The following is a 17,698-nucleotide window of genomic DNA, read 5'->3' on the forward strand; positions in this document are numbered from 1 at the left end:
ATGTATATGTCAGTGCTATCAATTAAAACAAAACTAATCTTAGCCTTTGTCATTGCCATTTTAGTTATGACCACCGTTCAAACATACCTAACTGGCAGTAAGATTCAAACCGAAACACAACGTTCAATCACCCAATACGGTAACACGCTACTCGACGGTCGAGTGGATATCATGGAGCAATGGATTAATTCCAAAGTCAATGTAATTCGCTCAGCAACAGATGCATTTACTCATCAAGGGGAACCTCAGTCTTACCTCGCTCAAGCAACCAAATCGGGTAATTTACGCATCGTTTATGCCGGACTATCAGACGGTCAGTTTATTATGGGCGTTAACCTAGACCTGCCAGAAGGTTTCGATCCACGCACCCGCGGTTGGTATAGCGATACTATCAACAGCGGAGCAGTTAATGTCACCGAGCCCTACCTTGACGCGTCGTCAAACAAATTGGTTGTCACCATAGCAGAAGCGTTTTCCTCAGGCGAAGTTAAGGGTGTGATCGGCGCGGATGTCGAAATTGGCGCCCTTGTGAACAGTGCCGTTCAACTGGATGACCAAGGCGTCACTGCCTTTATCTCCAATAGTAAAGGCATGATCGTCGCACATCAAAACCAATCACTTGCACTTGATGAGCTCGCGAGTATTTCTCCTGATCTAAATGCCGACGTCATCAGCAAGCTTGCTCAATCTACACAACTTGTTGATGCGGTTATCTCGGATGCCGAGGTACTGATCACCTCAAAAGCCATCGCAAATACTGACTGGTTTTACACCATTGTTATCGATAAAGAGCATGCGTTTGCGTCTCATCAGGCAATGATTGGTCAATCGATTTTGATGGGGGCTGGGCAAGTGCTGATCATTGCCTTTATCGCATTTGTGATCGTTAAAAAGACACTCGCGCCAATCAATAATCTTACTGACTCGATGCACGATCTTGCTCAAGGCAACGGAGATTTAACTAAGCGTATCGAGGTACAAGCTAATGATGAAATCGGCGCATTGGCAAAAGAGGTCAATGGTTTTATAAGCAAGTTGCAAGAAATCGTCCACGATATTTCTGACTCATCACGAGAGTTAGATAGTCGTTCAGAGGTGAGCACTAAACTTGCGTCAGAGATCAGTGACTCACTGTCCGCCCAGCTCAACGAAATATCGCAAATTGCCACTGCTGTGCATGAAATGTCAGCCACCGCTGAAGAAGTCGCAAGTAACGCACAAATGACCGCCAACTCCGCTTTGAGCTCAACAGAAAACTGCGAAGAAGGTAAACGCGTCATTCAGCGTAACCAAAACTCAATCACGACTTTGGCAAGTCAGTTAGAAAACGCAGCGTCGGTGGTCACTCAACTGGAGCGCAATGCTCAAGACATTAATACAATCATCTCCACCATCAGTGACATCGCGGAACAGACCAACCTACTCGCACTCAATGCAGCAATCGAAGCGGCGCGAGCTGGCGAACAAGGGCGTGGTTTTGCCGTCGTGGCTGATGAGGTGCGTGTTCTTTCGCAACGTACTCACAGCTCAACACTTGAAATACGCCAAATGATCGAAAGCTTGCAAAAGAACAGTCTGGAAGCGGTAAGTTCAATGACACAGAGTCGTGATCTTGCAGGCTCAAGCGTTGAAGATGCGAATAGCGCAACTGAAGCGTTAGACAAGATTACTCACTCAATTCAGGAGATTTCTGAAATGGCTTCGCAGATTTCCGCAGCGGCCTCTGAACAGAGAACTGTCACAGAAGAAGTGAGTAAAAATATCCAACAAGCCAATGATATTTCTTCATTACTTTCTGGAGAAGCGCAAAACTCCCGCTCTTTGTCTCAGGATTTACGACAAATTGCGATGAAGCTCAATCAACAAGTAAATTTGTTTAAGTACTAAAATCTTTACACTTTAAAGCCTCTGTTTACAGAGGCTTTTTTTATTGATTAAGTAAACAATATCACGTTTCTGCACGCCGCTTTCTCATTAACTTTGCATACATATTACATCTAGGTTAACGAGCAATATAATTTTGTTTAATTTTATAAAGCTGAACGATTAAAATGGTCACATGTAAACTTAAAATGGTTTACACACTGTAAAAAATAAATGTAAATGAATAGTGAGATTAAGATCATACATATAAAATTATCACCTACATTTGTATTTCTGCGCTCTGGTATTCTCGATTCGATTCCCTGTCTCGTATTGGAAAATACATATGTCCGCGCTATCAATAAAAAATAAACTTACCATTGCGTTTGTGCTCGCCATTCTCGTTATGACAACCGCACAAACTTATATAACCGGTTCGCAAATATTTGCTGAAACGACCCGCTCTATTAATCAATATGCTACCACCCTGCTTAACGGCAGCGTTAATAGCATGGATCAATGGATAAAAGCGAAAATCAATGTTGTTCGTTCCACTTCTGACGCTTTTATTGAACCTGACCAAGCTAAAGCATATTTAGCGACCGCCTCTAAAGCAGGAGACTTCCGAGTCGCTTATGCTGGACTAAACGACGCACAGTTTATTCTTGGCATCGACCTTGGAACACCTGAGGGTTACGACCCTCGTGAACGCGACTGGTATAAAGACACCATGCGTGTGAACGGCGTTAACATCACAGAACCTTATTTCGATGTTCAATCTAATCGCTTAATTATGACCATCGCTCTTCCATTTAAAGAGGGAAATATTGGTGGTGTGCTCGGTGCTGACGTCGAAATTGACAACCTAGTTAAAGATGTCGTGGATCTTAAAGTTGAGGGTGTAGAAGCGTTTATTACCAACAGCAAAGGTAAAATCGTTGCTCACAAAGACAAGCAACTTACTCTAAAAGAGATTGAAAATATCTCGCCAGATTTGACAGCGGCACAAATTACCAAACTGGCACAAAGTCAGGAACTGGTTGAAACAAACATTTCTAACACCGATGTATTAATTACCTCGATGGCCGTACCTAACACTGACTGGTACTACACTATTGTTATCGACAAAGCTCATGCATTTAAATCACAAGAAGAGTTACTTGGACAATCCATTATGATGGGTCTAGCGCAAGTATTGCTTATTGGTGTTATTGCGTTTGTGATCGTTAAACGCGCGCTAGCGCCTTTAAACAACCTTAGTGACTCAATGAAAGACTTAGCAGAAGGTAACGGTGACCTCACTAAGCGCATTGAGGTAAACACAAAGGATGAGATCGGTATCCTAGCTAGCCAAGTCAACGCCTTCATCGCGAAACTGCAAGAAATTGTTCAAGATATCTCCAACTCTTCAAACAATCTTGGCAATCAGTCTGAGGTGAGCACCAAGTTGGCAATTGAACTGAGTGATTCTCTGGCAACGCAGTTAAACGAAGTGTCACAAATTGCGACGGCAGTTCACGAAATGTCTGCAGCAGCAGAAGAAGTGGCAAGTAACGCTAAGCAAACCGCAGATTCTGCATTCAGTTCAACAGACCATTGTGATCAAGGTAAACGTGTCATCCGCCGTAACCAAGATTCGATCACCACATTGGCTTCACAGCTAGAAAACGCAGCAAAAGTGATCGGTCAACTAGAACGTAACGCTCAAGACATCAATACCATCACGTCAACGATTAGCGATATCGCTGAGCAAACTAACCTACTCGCCCTTAACGCGGCAATTGAAGCTGCTCGTGCAGGCGACCAAGGCCGTGGCTTTGCGGTTGTTGCTGATGAAGTTCGTGTCCTTTCACAACGTACGCACAGCTCTACGGTTGAAATTCGTGAAATGATTGAGAGCCTGCAGAGAAACAGCTTGGAAGCCGTTGAGTCGATGACTCGTAGCCGCGACCTAGCAGCATCAAGTGTTGAAGATGCCAACGACGCAACTGAAGCACTAGAGAAGATCACCATTTCAATCCAGCAAATTTCTGAAATGGCGTCACATATCTCTAATGCCTCGTCTGAGCAGCGTACCGTGACAGAAGAAGTGAGCAAAAATATTCAACAAGTTAGCGATATCTCTACTCACTTAAGTCAAGAAGCGCATAGCTCTCGTTCACTGTCAGAAGATTTACGCCAAATCGCTGTGCATTTGGATCAACAAGTCAATCTATTCAAATACTAATTAATATTTGAGCCCACAAAAACAAAGCCCCGCTATTATCGCGGGGCTTTTTAGTGGAGAAAAATCAACGCGTCACCAATTGCCTTGGAACCAGTTCAACCCCGGCCTCATAGCGTTTTGCTGCAGCGTTTAATGCTAATGCCAGTGCACTATCTGCAATGATTTCAAACTGCTGAGGCAACGAGTTCACTTTAAACGGCAGAAAGTCCAACAGCCTATTGTCTCCAAAGGTCGCCAACTTTATTTTTGCCGCTATGTTGGGATGTATCAGTAACTCATCAAGCACCCCTTCAAGTAAGGTGTACGATGTGGTAACGATAGCTTGAGGCAAAGTGTCTTGCTCAAGCCATTGACTAAAAATCCGTTTGCCTTCGTCACGATTAAAGTGACTTCCATAACCCACCATCACATCGAGATTCTTCTCAGCAGCCACGGCTCGGATGCCCTGCTCGCGCACATGGGATATCGTCAGCTCAGGCAGTGCGCCAATAATACCGATAGTCGAGACTTCATCACTCACAATCGACTCTGCTAGCTCATAAGCGCCATCAAAGTCTTCGCTCAAGACACAGCTAAAATGTTCATCATCTAATGGTCGGTCTATAGCGACAATGGGAATCCCTCTTTGCTGTAGTTTCAGGTAGAACTCATTCGCGTTTGGGATACAACTGGCAACAAATAGCGCGTCGACTTTACGACTCACCAAAGCTTCGACGACAGCACGTTCGGTTTCTGGCTCATCATCAGAACATGCAATTAATATTTGGTAGCCCGCTTTGCGCGAATTCTGCTCCAGCAATTTTGCCAAGCGTGCATAACTGGTGTTTTCAAGATCAGGAATAATAAGACCAAAAGACCGACTACTGCCCACGCGCAGTGAACTCGCTGCAACATCTGGACGATAGTTATGCAACTCAACAACAGCCATAACTTTCTGCTGTGTTTTCTGGCTAATACGGTACTGCTGAGCTTTGCCATTGATCACATAGCTCGCCGTCGTTTTGGAGACACCCGCCAATTTGGCTATTTCGTCTAAGGTCATAGAAGATCCAAGTTTATGTGGATTAGATCAAAGTTTATAAAAACCGATCGCTAACTTATTTGCATTATAAGCTGAATCGATACAGCATTAAAGCTGAAAGGATTCAGCAAACATGTAATTTGTCGCCGCAATCGCAAATTCGACCGATGTTAATCACGTTTGCTGAATTTTTTTAACGGACTGCTGAATCGTTTCAGCTGAAAATAATCAACTATGAGGCGCTTATGCTTAAGCTTTCAACTCAAGATATCACGCTCAATCAAGTGCATGAAAACAAGCAATCAGCTATTGAATTCCTCGCAGGGCAACTAGCCAACAAAGGACTGGTTGAGGAAAGCTATTTATCGGGTATGCAAGCTCGTGAGGCGCAAAACTCTACCTATCTTGGTAACGGTATCGCTATTCCTCACGGCACAACGGATACCAGAAACCTTGTTAAGCAAACCGGTGTCACCATTGCACACTTCCCACATGGGGTTGATTGGGGCGACGGCAATACCGTGTATCTTGCTATTGGCATCGCCGCCAAAAGTGATGAGCACCTTGGCATCTTAAAGCAACTCACTAAAGTGCTTGGTGACGAAGGTGTTGAGCTTGCACTAAAGCAAGCACAAAACGCAGACCAAATCATTGCACTGCTCAATGGAGAAACACAGTTCAACATTGATTTTGATGCTAGCCATATCCAACTCGATTTTCCTGCCAGCGATATGATTCAAATGGCGGCAGTCGCGGCGGGCCTACTGAAGAATTCAGGCAGTGTTGGCACTGAGTTTGTCGCAGATATTGTGGCTAAGTCTCCGACTCACCTTGGTGATGGCGTATGGCTGGTGAGCTCAAATAAAGGCGTAAATAAAACGGGTATGGCGTTTGTGAGCACCGCCAATCATTGTAGCTATAACGATCAATCAGTTCATGCGCTGCTGGCGTTCTCTGGCTGCAACGGCGCTCATCGCCAACAACTAGAGACCATTACCGAATTAGTCGCACAAAACAAAATTGATTCGTTACTCGATAAATCCGCCATTGAACTCATTGAGCTCTTCTCGAATCGCCCGAAGCCACTCGAAGAGCCATTATCATCCGGCAACACCGCTGTATTTAAAATTCGTAACGCTCACGGTCTCCATGCTCGACCTGGTGCAATGCTCGTCGCCTGCGCTAAGAAGTTTGAAAGTACTATTTCTGTGCGCAATCTAGAGAGTGAAAGCCCATCTGTAAACGCAAAAAGCTTGATGAAAGTGATTGGACTGGGTGTAAAGCATGGTCATCAACTTGAGTTTTCAGCGAATGGTCGCGATGCAGAAGAAGCGCTAGCGGCAATCGGTAAAGCGATCGAATCGGGTTTAGGTGAGGCTTAATTATGAACAATAAAGTGGTGACCATCACCCTCAACCCTGCCCTTGACCTAACAGGCTCTCTCGACAAGTTAAACCAAGGTAGCGTAAGTCTCGTTAATCGCAGTAACTTCCACGCCGCCGGAAAAGGCGTCAATGTTGCCAAGGTTCTTTCTGATCTCGGAGCAGAAGTGAGTGTGACAGGCTTTCTTGGCGCGGATAATCAGGAGCTGTTTTGCCAATTGTTTGAGCAAATCAACGCCAATGATCGTTTTATTCGCGTCCCAGGAGCCACACGCATCAACGTTAAGCTCGTTGAACAGGACGGTACCGTCAGTGACATTAACTTCCCTGGAGTCCAGGTTAACACCCAAGCGATTCAAGCTTTTGAACAAGCCTTAGATGAACTTTGTGAAGATCACCAATACTTCGTTTTCGCTGGGAGCTTACCACTAGGCATTACCCCTGAGCAATGTGCTAAGTGGGTCGATATGTTGCAGAGCCGTGGCAAAAACGTGCTGTTCGATTCTAGCCGCGCCGCCTTAAAAGCTGGACTAAGTGCCCTGCCATGGCTGATTAAGCCGAACGACGAAGAACTGTCTGATTTAGTTGGCCAACAAATCGAGTCAACTGAAGAGATTGTGCAGGTTGCAGAGCAAATTGCGAAAACCGGGATTACAAACGTGGTCGTCTCTCGAGGCGCCGAAGGCGTGATGTGGCTTCAAGACAACCAATGGTTGTGTGCTAAGCCGCCTAAAGTTGACGTGGTCAGCACGGTTGGTGCTGGTGATACGCTGGTCGCCGGCATGTGCTGGGGACATATGAAGAATATGGACAAAGTTGAAATCCTTAAGTTCGCCACTGCGCTCTCTGCCATGGCAGTGAGTCAAGTGGGCGTAGGTGTTAAGGATGCCAACCAACTCGATTTATTAAAACAACACATTGAAATTTCTCCAATTTCGTCACTAAGCAAGTAGCAAAAATACTCGAATAACAAAAGGTCGATGTTATGAACGTAACTATTATTACCGCCTGTCCTAGTGGTGTTGCTAACAGCATCATCGCAGCCGGATTGCTTGAAAAAGCAGCCCAATCTTTAGGTTGGACAGCCCATATTGAATGCCAATCAGAAATTGCCCCTTCAGCACCTGTATCAAGTGAGCAGATCGAGCAAAGTGATTTTGTTTTAATCGCTGCGAATCGAGCTGTTGATGATTCTCGCTTTGTTGGAAAGAAAGTCGCCCGCGTCTCAATCGATCAAGTTATTCATGATGCGCAGAGCGTTCTAGAGCAAGGTGCTAACGACGCACAAACGCTAACCACCAGCTCGCTACCAACGGCAGAGATCACTGAACAAGCGAAGAAGATCGTCGCAATTACGGCTTGCCCAACTGGCGTGGCGCACACGTTCATGGCGGCAGAAGCATTGGAAGAGGAAGGCAAGCGTCGCGGACATCAGATTAAGGTTGAAACGCGCGGTTCAGTAGGCGCCAAAAACCAACTCACTGAACAAGAAATTGCTGACGCCGACTTAGTCATTATTGCAGCGGATATCGAAGTACCATTAGAGCGCTTTAACGGCAAAAAACTTTATCGTACCAAAACGGGACCAGCGCTGAAGAAAACCGCAGATGAGATGGACAAAGCGTTTGCACAAGCAACTGTCTACCAACACTCTGGCAAATCAGAAGCGGTAAACTCAAGCGAAGAGAAGAAAGGTGTCTACAAGCATCTAATGACTGGTGTGTCGCACATGTTACCTGTCGTGGTCGCAGGAGGTCTAATCATCGCACTATCGTTTGTCTTCGGCATTGAAGCATTTAAAGAGGAAGGCACGTTAGCGGCAGCACTGATGACAATTGGTGGCGGCTCCGCCTTTGCTTTAATGATCCCCGTTTTAGCTGGCTTTATTGCATTTTCAATCGCAGATCGTCCTGGCTTAGCGCCTGGTCTTATTGGCGGCATGCTTGCTAGCTCAACCGGAGCGGGTTTCTTGGGTGGCATTGCTGCCGGTTTTATTGCTGGTTATGCCGCTAAGTTTATTGCCGACAAGGTTCAACTTCCTCAATCAATGGAAGCACTTAAACCTATCTTGATCATTCCTTTTGTTGCCAGTTTGTTCACCGGTTTAGTGATGATCTATATCGTTGGCGGCCCTGTCTCTGGCATCATGGCTGCGATGACAGAGTTCCTCAATAATATGGGTTCGGCTAACGCGGTTCTGTTAGGGGTGATTCTGGGTGCAATGATGTGCTTTGACTTAGGTGGTCCGGTAAACAAGGCTGCGTACACATTTGGTGTCGGTCTACTTGCTTCTCAAACGTACGCACCAATGGCAGCAATCATGGCTGCGGGCATGGTTCCAGCACTCGGCATGGGACTGGCTACATTCCTTGCGAAAGAGAAGTTCGAATCAGGTGAGCGTGAAGCTGGTAAAGCCTCTTTTGTTCTTGGTTTGTGCTTTATTTCTGAAGGCGCGATTCCATTCGCGGCGAAAGATCCGATGCGTGTCATTCCATCATGCATGGCTGGTGGTGCACTAACCGGTGCCCTATCGATGCTATTTGGTGCAAAACTCATGGCTCCTCACGGTGGCCTGTTTGTACTCTTGATTCCAAATGCCATCACGCCAGTGATGATGTATCTTGTTGCAATTGCAGCAGGTACCGCACTCACCGGCTTCAGCTACGCCTTTCTTAAAAACAAAGAGAACAAAGTAGAAGCAACAGCCTAAATTGAACTGATGCTCCTTTCCCCCGCTTAGCGCCTCACCGAGGCGCTTTTTTATTGTGTAGATGCACCAATTAGTCCTATCACAAATGTGCAACAACTCGACTATATATTGCCCAAATACCGCTATATTAATCACTATCATCTCTGTGTTGCTGACTAGAGATGACGACTGACATTGCTCACCATTTTGGTGCGCAACACTTTTCGTTTGCACGTTTTAGAGCCATTTCGCGACACTATGGATTTAATATTCTAAGCAAAACAGTAGATTACAACTTGGCTCATTTCTTGTACTAACCTTTCCTAGACACAACGTCTAGATATGCTGGCGCACTAAGGAAAAACTATGCAAGACACATTGACTGTGATACTCGCCGGAGGGATGGGGTCACGCCTAAGCCCCCTAACTGACGACCGAGCAAAACCTGCCGTACCTTTTGGGGGAAAATATCGCATTATTGATTTCACCTTAACGAACTGCCTTCACTCAGGATTAAGACAAATTTTAGTCCTCACCCAATATAAGTCCCACTCCTTGCAAAAGCACCTGCGCGACGGGTGGTCACTGTTTAATCCAGAACTGGGCGAGTTTATTTCCGTTGTTCCTCCACAAATGCGAGGTGGCGGAAAATGGTATGAAGGTACAGCCGATGCGATATATCACAATCTATGGCTGATTGATCGCAGTTGCGCTAAGTACGTGGTTGTGTTGTCCGGTGACCATATCTATCGCATGGATTATGCCGCCATGGTAAAAGAGCACAAACGCACAGGGGCAAAACTGACTATTGCGTGTATGGAAGTGCCCCATAGCGAAGCCCACCAGTTTGGTATTGTCGACACCGACGAAAGCGGCGAAATCGTACACTTTATCGAGAAGCCCATCGACCCGCCCAGCATACCAAGTAAACCCGATCATAGTCTTGCTTCGATGGGAATCTACGTATTTGATGCCGACGTACTAAAAGAGTGTTTGCAAGCAGACGCAGCGACAACAAACTCTAGTCACGATTTTGGCAAAGATATTATTCCTAAACTGATAGAGACACGAGATGTGTTTGCTTATCGTTTTTGCGGTGAACTCGGGCGCGTTGCTAAAGACTGTTACTGGCGTGACGTCGGCACGATTGATTCATACTATCAAGCCAATATGGATCTTCTCGAAGCTGTCCCTCCAATGAACCTTTATCAAAGAGATTGGGCAATTCGAACTTATGAGCCGCAATACCCACCCGCTCGCACCGTTTCATCTGCAACTGGGAATGAAGGGATATTTATCAACTCGATCATCTCAGATGGTGTGGTAAATGCAGGTGGCTCTGTGCAGAGATCAATCATTTCCCCATCAGTGGTAATTAACGATGGTGCGACCGTCGTCGACAGTATTTTGTTCAACCACGTTGAGATTGGTGAAGGCTGCCAGATTAGAAACTGCATTATCGATAAGCACGTTGTGGTGCCCGCAAACACGCGAATCGGCTACGACAAGCACGAAGATGCCAAGCGTTTTCATCTTTCACCAAACGGTACCGTAGTCGTCCCTGAAAGCTACCGATTTGATTAAGCCGCATGATATTGATTTGCGTGATGCCAAAAGACAAACACCCTCTCAAATTGGAGGGTGTTTTAAGAGATTGACTAGATCTCCTATAGGGACTGTTAGTATTACCTAAACAAATAAAAAGAAAAACGGTAAATTTGTAAGCGCTCTTTTCCCGTTTTATCTGCTGCGATATTTACCCCGCTTTGTTTATCTTGCGAAATATCTTTACAGACATTTTTCTGCAAACTGTCGCCTTGAGCATTGTATTGCCCGTACATTATCCCCATCTCAATAAAGTGATCGCTGTTGCTGTCGCAGTACTACAATAAGTTCGGATTCTCAATCGAAGAGGAAGCAAGAATGTCGATGAAATTTTCATATCAAAACACCACCCAGATTCTATTTGGTCAAGGACAAATTTCTGCCATTAGCCAGACAATACCGACCAACAGCCGCGTGCTTGTTGTGTACGGCGGCGGTTCCATCAAGCATAACGGTGTTTATGACCAAGTGGCAGCAGCGTTGAGCGATCATCAATGGCAAGAGTTCTCTGGGGTCGAACCTAACCCGACCAAAGAAACATTAGACAAGGCAGTTGAAATCGTTAAATGCGATCATATTGACTTTATTCTTGCTGTGGGCGGTGGGTCAGTTATTGATGGCAGTAAATACATCGCGGCAGCTGCCCATTATGACGGCGATGGTTGGGATATTCTTACTGGTCAGCACCAAGTTTCATCAGCAACACCACTTGGGGCAATTCTTACTCTTCCTGCAACCGGTTCAGAATCAAACTCCGGCGCGGTAATCACTAAGTCAGAGACCCAAGACAAGTTGGCGTTTCTATCTCCGTATGTACAGCCTGCTTTCGCTGTTATGGATCCAGACGTCATGAAAACGCTGCCAGATCGTCAGTTGGTCAACGGACTCGTTGATGCTTGGGTACATGTTTGTGAACAGTACTTAACTTTCAACCACGGTCATATGGTGCAAGATGGCTACGCCGAAGTTTTACTGCGCAACCTCAAACAATTAGCGGAACAGTTTGATCAGCGTGACAGTGATGTTTGGCGAGAAAACCTGATGTGGACAGCAAACCAAGCGCTCAATGGTTTAATTGGCTCTGGCGTACCTCACGATTGGGCGACCCATATGATTGGTCACGAACTTACCGCACTATGGCACGTTGACCATGCGCGCTCACTAGCCATCGTGCAACCTTCGTTACTTCGCAATCAAATTGAGCACAAACGGGCCAAACTTGAAAAACTGGGAACCGAAGTCTTTAAACTTGATGCTGGTGAGGATCTTGCCAACCGCACCATCGTTGCGCTTGAGGCTTTCTACCATCAACTCGGTGTCGCGACACAATTGACCGAGCACAATGGTGATAAGCAACATGCGGTAGACAATGTTATTGAACAGCTAGAAAAACACGGCATGATTAAGTTGGGTGAAAACCAAGCGATCACTCTAAAAGAGAGCCGAGCAATTCTTGAACAAGCAATAGCCTAATCGCTTAGCCAACCACGTTTGTAACAGGAGTCGGCGGTGCTAGATCGTCGACTCTCCTGAGCGACTGCCCCCTTACCTTTACTAATCACAATCGACAGTATAAGCCTCACTTTCTTCGCACAAGGTGACACCGTCACTACCCATCATGCACTCCCATCTGTGCTTTCCAATGTCAGACCAAAGCACTCAGTTTGTCAGAAGCTCGAAAAAAAACAGCATAATATTAGAAAATCAGATAAGATCTCTATGGTTAGCTCGCGTGTTCGAGTGAAAATCTATCTTAAGGTGGCGAGTAAATGATATGTGGCTAGTGATTATTTGTTTGTGTTTGGCACATATTTGCTCGATTAGCCGTGGGCCACGCTGGTTGTTCTACCTAACAAAGCCAATCCCTGCGGCACTGTTGACTATCTTAGTGGTCAACTCCCCTTCAACCGTCTATCCAGACTACACGCGCTATATTGCACTTGGCTTAGCCATTTCGGTCATGGGTGATATTTTCTTGATGTTACCAACCGATAAATTTCGTCAGGGTCTCATTTGCTTTTTAGTCGCGCAGGTCTCTTACGGTTATGCCTTTTTGACACGAATCAATAGCTTTGAGCCGCTTTGGCTACCGATTATGTTTGCCAGTGTGGGTGTGATTGTCTTTTTGCTGCTATTGCCAAATATGGGTAAAGACAAATGGTTTGTCGGCTCCTATTTTGTCGGTATTTTGTTTATGGCCTGCAATGCCACCTTGGCTTGGTTCAACGTCACAACACCGTTGACAAGCATGGCAATGATTGCCGCCTATATTTTTATTATGTCCGACCTAGTACTCGCCATCGACCGTTTTCGTTCAAGCTCTGCGTTTTCAAGGCATGTCGTGATGTTTACCTACTACACCGCCCAGTCCCTATTTGCTTTGTCGGTAATATGGGCAGCGTAGTCCGCAAAAAGTAAGATATCTCTATCAACCAAGTAGTTGCTTGATCGCCGCAATGGATTGTTCAACTTTGCTTTCTAGCTCATCGCGCAGAGCAATATATGAATCGTTAGGCGCGGTTGCTGCCTCAATTGACTGGCAAACCTGATAGAGCGCCAGCAGCCCCATACTGCCCGCTGAGCCTTTTAGTTTATGTGCCAACTGCTTTACTTCGGTCGCGTTATTTTCCCGACTGGCATCCGCTAGCAAACGTAAAATTTCACCACTGCCTTGAATAAAGAGCTCAGCAATATGGTGCATTTTCTCTTTACCTAGCACTTTCATATCATCTTGAATGACTTGAGGGTTAATGATGCTGTCTAATTTCATTGGTTGCTTTTCTTTTACCACCTGTTCAAGTAACAAGGTTTTTCCTTCTAATCGGTTTTGAATCAGTTGGCAAAGCGCATCTTTATCTAGCGGTTTGGCAAGATAACCGTCAAAACCCGCCGATATATAACTTTCCACTTCTTCACTAAATACATGAGCCGATACGGCAATAAATGGGGTTTTCTCACTTGTATCAAGGTCCAATGCGTCTTGGATCTGATGCAACTTCACCAGTAAATCTCGACCATCACAATCGGGTAAGTTGATATCAAGTAGTGCAATATCAAAACGTTGCTGATTAAAGAGCGTTTCTGCAGTTGCGCCATCCTCGGCAATCACAACCTGATGTCCCATACTGGACAAGAAGCCTTCCGCGACCACACAGTTGACTGGATTGTCTTCCACCAAAAGCACTTTGGCTTGCACAGAGTTGTGTACGGTTGACTCTTTCTTCACCACTTCTTTGCCTTCTTCAAGTGGAAGGGTGAACCAAAAACGACTACCGTGCCCCACTTCAGACTCTACGCCTAACGCGCCACCCATCGCCTCAACAATGCGTTTACTGATCGCCAAACCTAGACCCGTACCGCCTTTAGTACTTAAACCACCTTCAGCTTGGGTAAAGGCGTCAAACAAGGTCTCCATCTCCTTCTCTGAGATCCCAATTCCTGAATCGGACACCTCAAACGTGACATAATTGTCCTCTTCAAGTGAGACATAAATATCGACATAACCGCTATCGGTAAACTTGATCGCGTTACCCACTAAGTTGGTTAATACTTGGCTTATCCGTGTCACATCACCAAGCCAAAACGGCTTGATATCACTTTCAATTAAACAACTTAGCTCAAGATCCTTCTCTTTGGCGCGCCCCTGCATTAACTGATTTACGTCATCAACCATATAGTGCAAGTTGAAGTCGATTGGGCGAATCTCCAAATGCCCAGCTTCGATTTTGGAGTAGTCTAAGACGTCATTTAAGATCGCTAGTAACGTTTTACCACTGCGGTTGATGATATCGACGTAGTAGGCTTGCTGTGAGTTGAGCCCTTCATCCTTTAACAACCTTGCAGTACCTAACACACCGTTCATCGGCGTTCGAATTTCATGGCTCATGGTGGCAAGAAAAGCCGACTTAGCGCGGCTGGCTTGCTCTGCTTCTTGGCGCGCTTTAGCGTGATTTAATACTTCGCTGTTTAGGCGCTTGTTCGCATCTTGCAGCTGCACGGTACGTTCCGTGACCAGCTCTTCGAGGCGTTCTTTGTGTTCTTCAAGCTGACGTTTCGCTTCTATTTCACTTTCAGCAACCACTTTCAGTGCTTGTGCGGTATTGCGCGCGGTAATAATCGCTTGCCCCATATGCGCCAACTCATCATTACCTTTAACCGTAATATCCACTTTAAGTTGCCCTTGAGCAATGGAGAGCAATGCTGATGAATATTCTGCAAGGCGCTTAAGTACTGAGACGTATACCACCTTCCAAACAATAAGCACCACAATAACCAGACCAAGAACCGTCAAGATTGTCAGGGTAAGTTGAGCATAATTCAGCGTCGTTTTTAACTCTTCAACCGCTTTTGTGGTGGCTTGGTTTGAGTCATCCACCAACTTATTGATGGTCGTATTGAGCGCGGTAAACTGCGTCAATGTATCCTGCATCAGGGTTTGTGATTCTTGTTCGTTTTTATGGCGTGAAAGGACGATACCAAACACAACCTCACGTTGCTCTAACTTAGTCAGCAAGTCCGACATCTGCACCGAACGCGTTGGGTCTTCGACCGCTTGTACACGGCGTTTCATGATCAATAGATTATGATTGAACTGTTTGCGAATATCGTTGAGGCGTGATGAATCACTGATCGTGCGAATTTCTTCAATCTGGTTTAGAAGCTGAAAGGCAAGTAAGTGCAGTTCATGCAAACGCTCAGATAAATCTAAGTCAACCTCAACCAAAGCATCTAAGGCTTGATAGGCCTTATCAATTTTCTTGTTAGCCAACAAATCATAGATATGGGTAACGTTCGCCACTGCAATCGTGCTGGTATTAGAAACTTGCGTACGCGTTAACTGTTCCAATTCCATTGCTAAATTGCGCATCTCTTCGGTACGGCTAGCTATGTCCTTTTCAAGAAATAACTTTCTTTCGACGCCAATACCCAGTTTGCCAAGCGTATCGATAATTTTTTGTACATCAGACTCAAGCGTTGAGAGAAGCTTAGAATCAAATGAATCCGAGCCTAACTGCTTAATATGGGTAAGTAAGGCGCTCAATTGATCGAACAGTACTTTGCCAGATTGCTGTCTTTGATGCTCTGTTTTTGAGTTCGACAAAGTTTGTACGGAAGAAATAATTCGCGAACTGAGTTCCGCGACTTGTCGAGCTTCAATCATTGATGGAATCGCGGAGTTAACCACGTTACGTTCAGTTTTAGCCACCGATGAGAAACCAAACACACCGATAAACGAAGACATTAGTACTAATAATGCCATCGCAAGAAAAGCAAACAGAAGCTTACGCCCAATACTGGCTTTAGCGAGTAACATGCAAATTGATCACTTCTTAACTCTTAGATAATGCGCTATATTCTGCAATGTTTAGCCTATTTAATCCAACGAAAAGCGTCATGTCACTTCCTTTAGCGGGTAATATCCGCCTTAAAATCATCGTTAGTTTCCTACTCAGCATATTCTTGACTGGCAACGCTGTTGCGAAAGAACCGTTGCGCCTGTGTGCTTTGTACCCTCACCTTAAAGACTCTTATTGGTTATCGGTCAATTACGGTATGGTGGATGAAGCGCGAAAACAGGGTGTGGAGCTACGCGTCCTCGAGGCTGGCGGTTATCCAAATCAAGACAAACAGAAAGAGCAACTCGACCTCTGTATCAAATGGGATGCAGACGCAATTATTCTTGGGACTGTTGCCCCTGATATGTTCTATTCCTCACTGGCCAAAGCATCGGCTGGAATTCCTGTTTTTGCCACCGTCAACCATTTGGAGGTAAATAAGGAAAACTCAGCGGTACTTAAGGGTGAAGTGGGCGTCGATTGGTACTGGATGGGCTACTATACCGGCCAATACCTCAAGCAAAAGCACCCTAAGGGATCAGGGATAACCAACATTGCCTTACTTCCTGGACCACAAGCCAGCGGTGGGACCAAACCCGTGATTCAAGGTCTACTGTCTGCAATTCAAGGTAGTGATATCCGAGTCGTTGATACTTATTGGGCCGACAATGACAAAGAGTTACAGCGTAATCTAGTACAGAAGTCCATTGAAACCCATAACATAGACTACATCGTTGGTAGCGCAGTCGCGATTGAAGCCGCCATTAGTGAACTTCGCTCTGCGGGTAAAACCGGGCAAATTGGTCTGGTTTCAACCTATCTCAGCCACGGAGTCTATCGTGGCCTACTGCGAAACCGAGTTGAGTTCGCGCCGACCGACAAAATGGTTCAGCAGGGTCGACTCTCTGTTCAGCAGGCCATCCATTACTTGAATGGGACACCCTATGAAAAATTTGAAGCACCGATTATTGAGGCTTTGACACCGAACAAACTCAACCCTAAAGTGGTTGCTGAGTCTCTGTCACCGTCAGAGTACCGCCCTACGTTTTACGTTCATAATTAGGATTATTAGATGCAAAAAACTACCCGTACTATGCCAGCAAACAAACATGTTGCTCTCGTTGCCCACGACAACTGCAAACCAGAACTATTGCGCTGGGTAAAAGAGAACAAAGATAAACTACAAAAGCATTTCCTTTACGCGACTGGCACCACGGGCAACATGTTAAGTAAAGAGACTGGTCTGGCGATCAAATCTTTAATTAGTGGTCCAATGGGTGGTGATCAACAACTCGGTGCGCTGATCTCTGAGGGGGAAATCGATGTGCTAATTTTCTTCTGGGATCCACTTAACGCCGTACCACATGACCCGGATGTTAAAGCGTTGCTTCGTATTGCCAGCGTTTGGAATATTCCTGTCGCCACTAACCGCGCGACAGCGAAGTTTATCTTTGAGTCTGAGCTGATTGAGCAGCAAGTCGACATCGAGATTCCAGATTACCAAGCCTACCTTTCTGAGCGTACTTAAAGCTAATTTAGGTTCAAACATAAAAAAACCGAAGGAAGTCCTTCGGT

At 45.5% G+C, this 17,698-nt stretch carries 12 protein-coding genes; 10 read left to right on the forward strand and 2 right to left on the reverse strand.

Features of this window, described 5'->3' with window-relative positions:
* Positions 1-6: 6 nt before the first annotated feature.
* Positions 7-1,887, forward strand: a complete 1,881-nt coding sequence (locus GZK95_RS18690) for a methyl-accepting chemotaxis protein (protein ID WP_075715123.1) — start codon at positions 7-9, stop codon at positions 1,885-1,887.
* A 322-nt stretch (positions 1,888-2,209) separates the two neighbouring features.
* Complete coding sequence (locus tag GZK95_RS18695) at positions 2,210-4,090, forward strand: methyl-accepting chemotaxis protein (protein WP_075710852.1); 1,881 nt, start codon at positions 2,210-2,212, stop codon at positions 4,088-4,090.
* A 64-nt stretch (positions 4,091-4,154) separates the two neighbouring features.
* Here the strand turns inward: GZK95_RS18695 and cra are convergent, their stop codons facing one another.
* Positions 4,155-5,132, reverse strand: coding sequence for a catabolite repressor/activator (cra, locus tag GZK95_RS18700; protein ID WP_075715121.1), 978 nt, complete (start codon positions 5,130-5,132; stop codon positions 4,155-4,157).
* A 224-nt stretch (positions 5,133-5,356) separates the two neighbouring features.
* On the opposite strand from cra, the gene fruB reads away from it, so the two are divergent.
* From fruB to GZK95_RS18730, 6 genes are all read left to right on the forward strand, one after another.
* Entirely contained in the window at positions 5,357-6,493 is a 1,137-nt protein-coding gene (gene fruB, locus GZK95_RS18705; protein ID WP_075715119.1) for a fused PTS fructose transporter subunit IIA/HPr protein, read from the forward strand.
* 2 nt (positions 6,494-6,495) lie between these two features.
* Complete coding sequence (gene pfkB / locus GZK95_RS18710; RefSeq protein ID WP_075715117.1) at positions 6,496-7,446, forward strand: 1-phosphofructokinase; 951 nt, start codon at positions 6,496-6,498, stop codon at positions 7,444-7,446.
* A 32-nt stretch (positions 7,447-7,478) separates the two neighbouring features.
* Positions 7,479-9,203 (forward strand): PTS fructose transporter subunit IIBC, encoded by a 1,725-nt coding sequence (gene fruA, locus GZK95_RS18715; protein ID WP_075715115.1) that lies wholly within the window; start codon positions 7,479-7,481, stop codon positions 9,201-9,203.
* A 345-nt stretch (positions 9,204-9,548) separates the two neighbouring features.
* Positions 9,549-10,766 (forward strand): glucose-1-phosphate adenylyltransferase, encoded by a 1,218-nt coding sequence (glgC, locus tag GZK95_RS18720; protein WP_075715113.1) that lies wholly within the window; start codon positions 9,549-9,551, stop codon positions 10,764-10,766.
* Positions 10,767-11,111: 345 nt separating this feature from the next.
* Positions 11,112-12,260: an iron-containing alcohol dehydrogenase gene (locus tag GZK95_RS18725; RefSeq protein ID WP_075715242.1), complete on the forward strand. Its 1,149-nt coding sequence runs from the start codon at positions 11,112-11,114 to the stop codon at positions 12,258-12,260.
* 301 nt (positions 12,261-12,561) lie between these two features.
* On the forward strand, positions 12,562-13,191 hold the full coding sequence (locus GZK95_RS18730) for a lysoplasmalogenase (protein WP_075710864.1): 630 nt from the start codon (positions 12,562-12,564) through the stop codon (positions 13,189-13,191).
* A 24-nt stretch (positions 13,192-13,215) separates the two neighbouring features.
* Here the strand turns inward: GZK95_RS18730 and torS are convergent, their stop codons facing one another.
* Positions 13,216-16,101 (reverse strand): TMAO reductase system sensor histidine kinase/response regulator TorS, encoded by a 2,886-nt coding sequence (gene torS, locus GZK95_RS18735; protein ID WP_075715111.1) that lies wholly within the window; start codon positions 16,099-16,101, stop codon positions 13,216-13,218.
* Between the two features lie 80 nt (positions 16,102-16,181).
* On the opposite strand from torS, the gene torT reads away from it, so the two are divergent.
* Together torT and GZK95_RS18745 are read left to right on the forward strand one after the other, a co-directional pair.
* Positions 16,182-17,186: a TMAO reductase system periplasmic protein TorT gene (torT, locus tag GZK95_RS18740; protein WP_075715109.1), complete on the forward strand. Its 1,005-nt coding sequence runs from the start codon at positions 16,182-16,184 to the stop codon at positions 17,184-17,186.
* A 9-nt stretch (positions 17,187-17,195) separates the two neighbouring features.
* On the forward strand, positions 17,196-17,651 hold the full coding sequence (locus tag GZK95_RS18745; protein WP_075710870.1) for a methylglyoxal synthase: 456 nt from the start codon (positions 17,196-17,198) through the stop codon (positions 17,649-17,651).
* Positions 17,652-17,698 lie beyond the last annotated feature (47 nt).

It is taken from the genome of Vibrio panuliri (assembly GCF_009938205.1).
In the GTDB taxonomy this organism is placed as follows: Bacteria; Pseudomonadota; Gammaproteobacteria; order Enterobacterales; family Vibrionaceae; genus Vibrio; species Vibrio panuliri.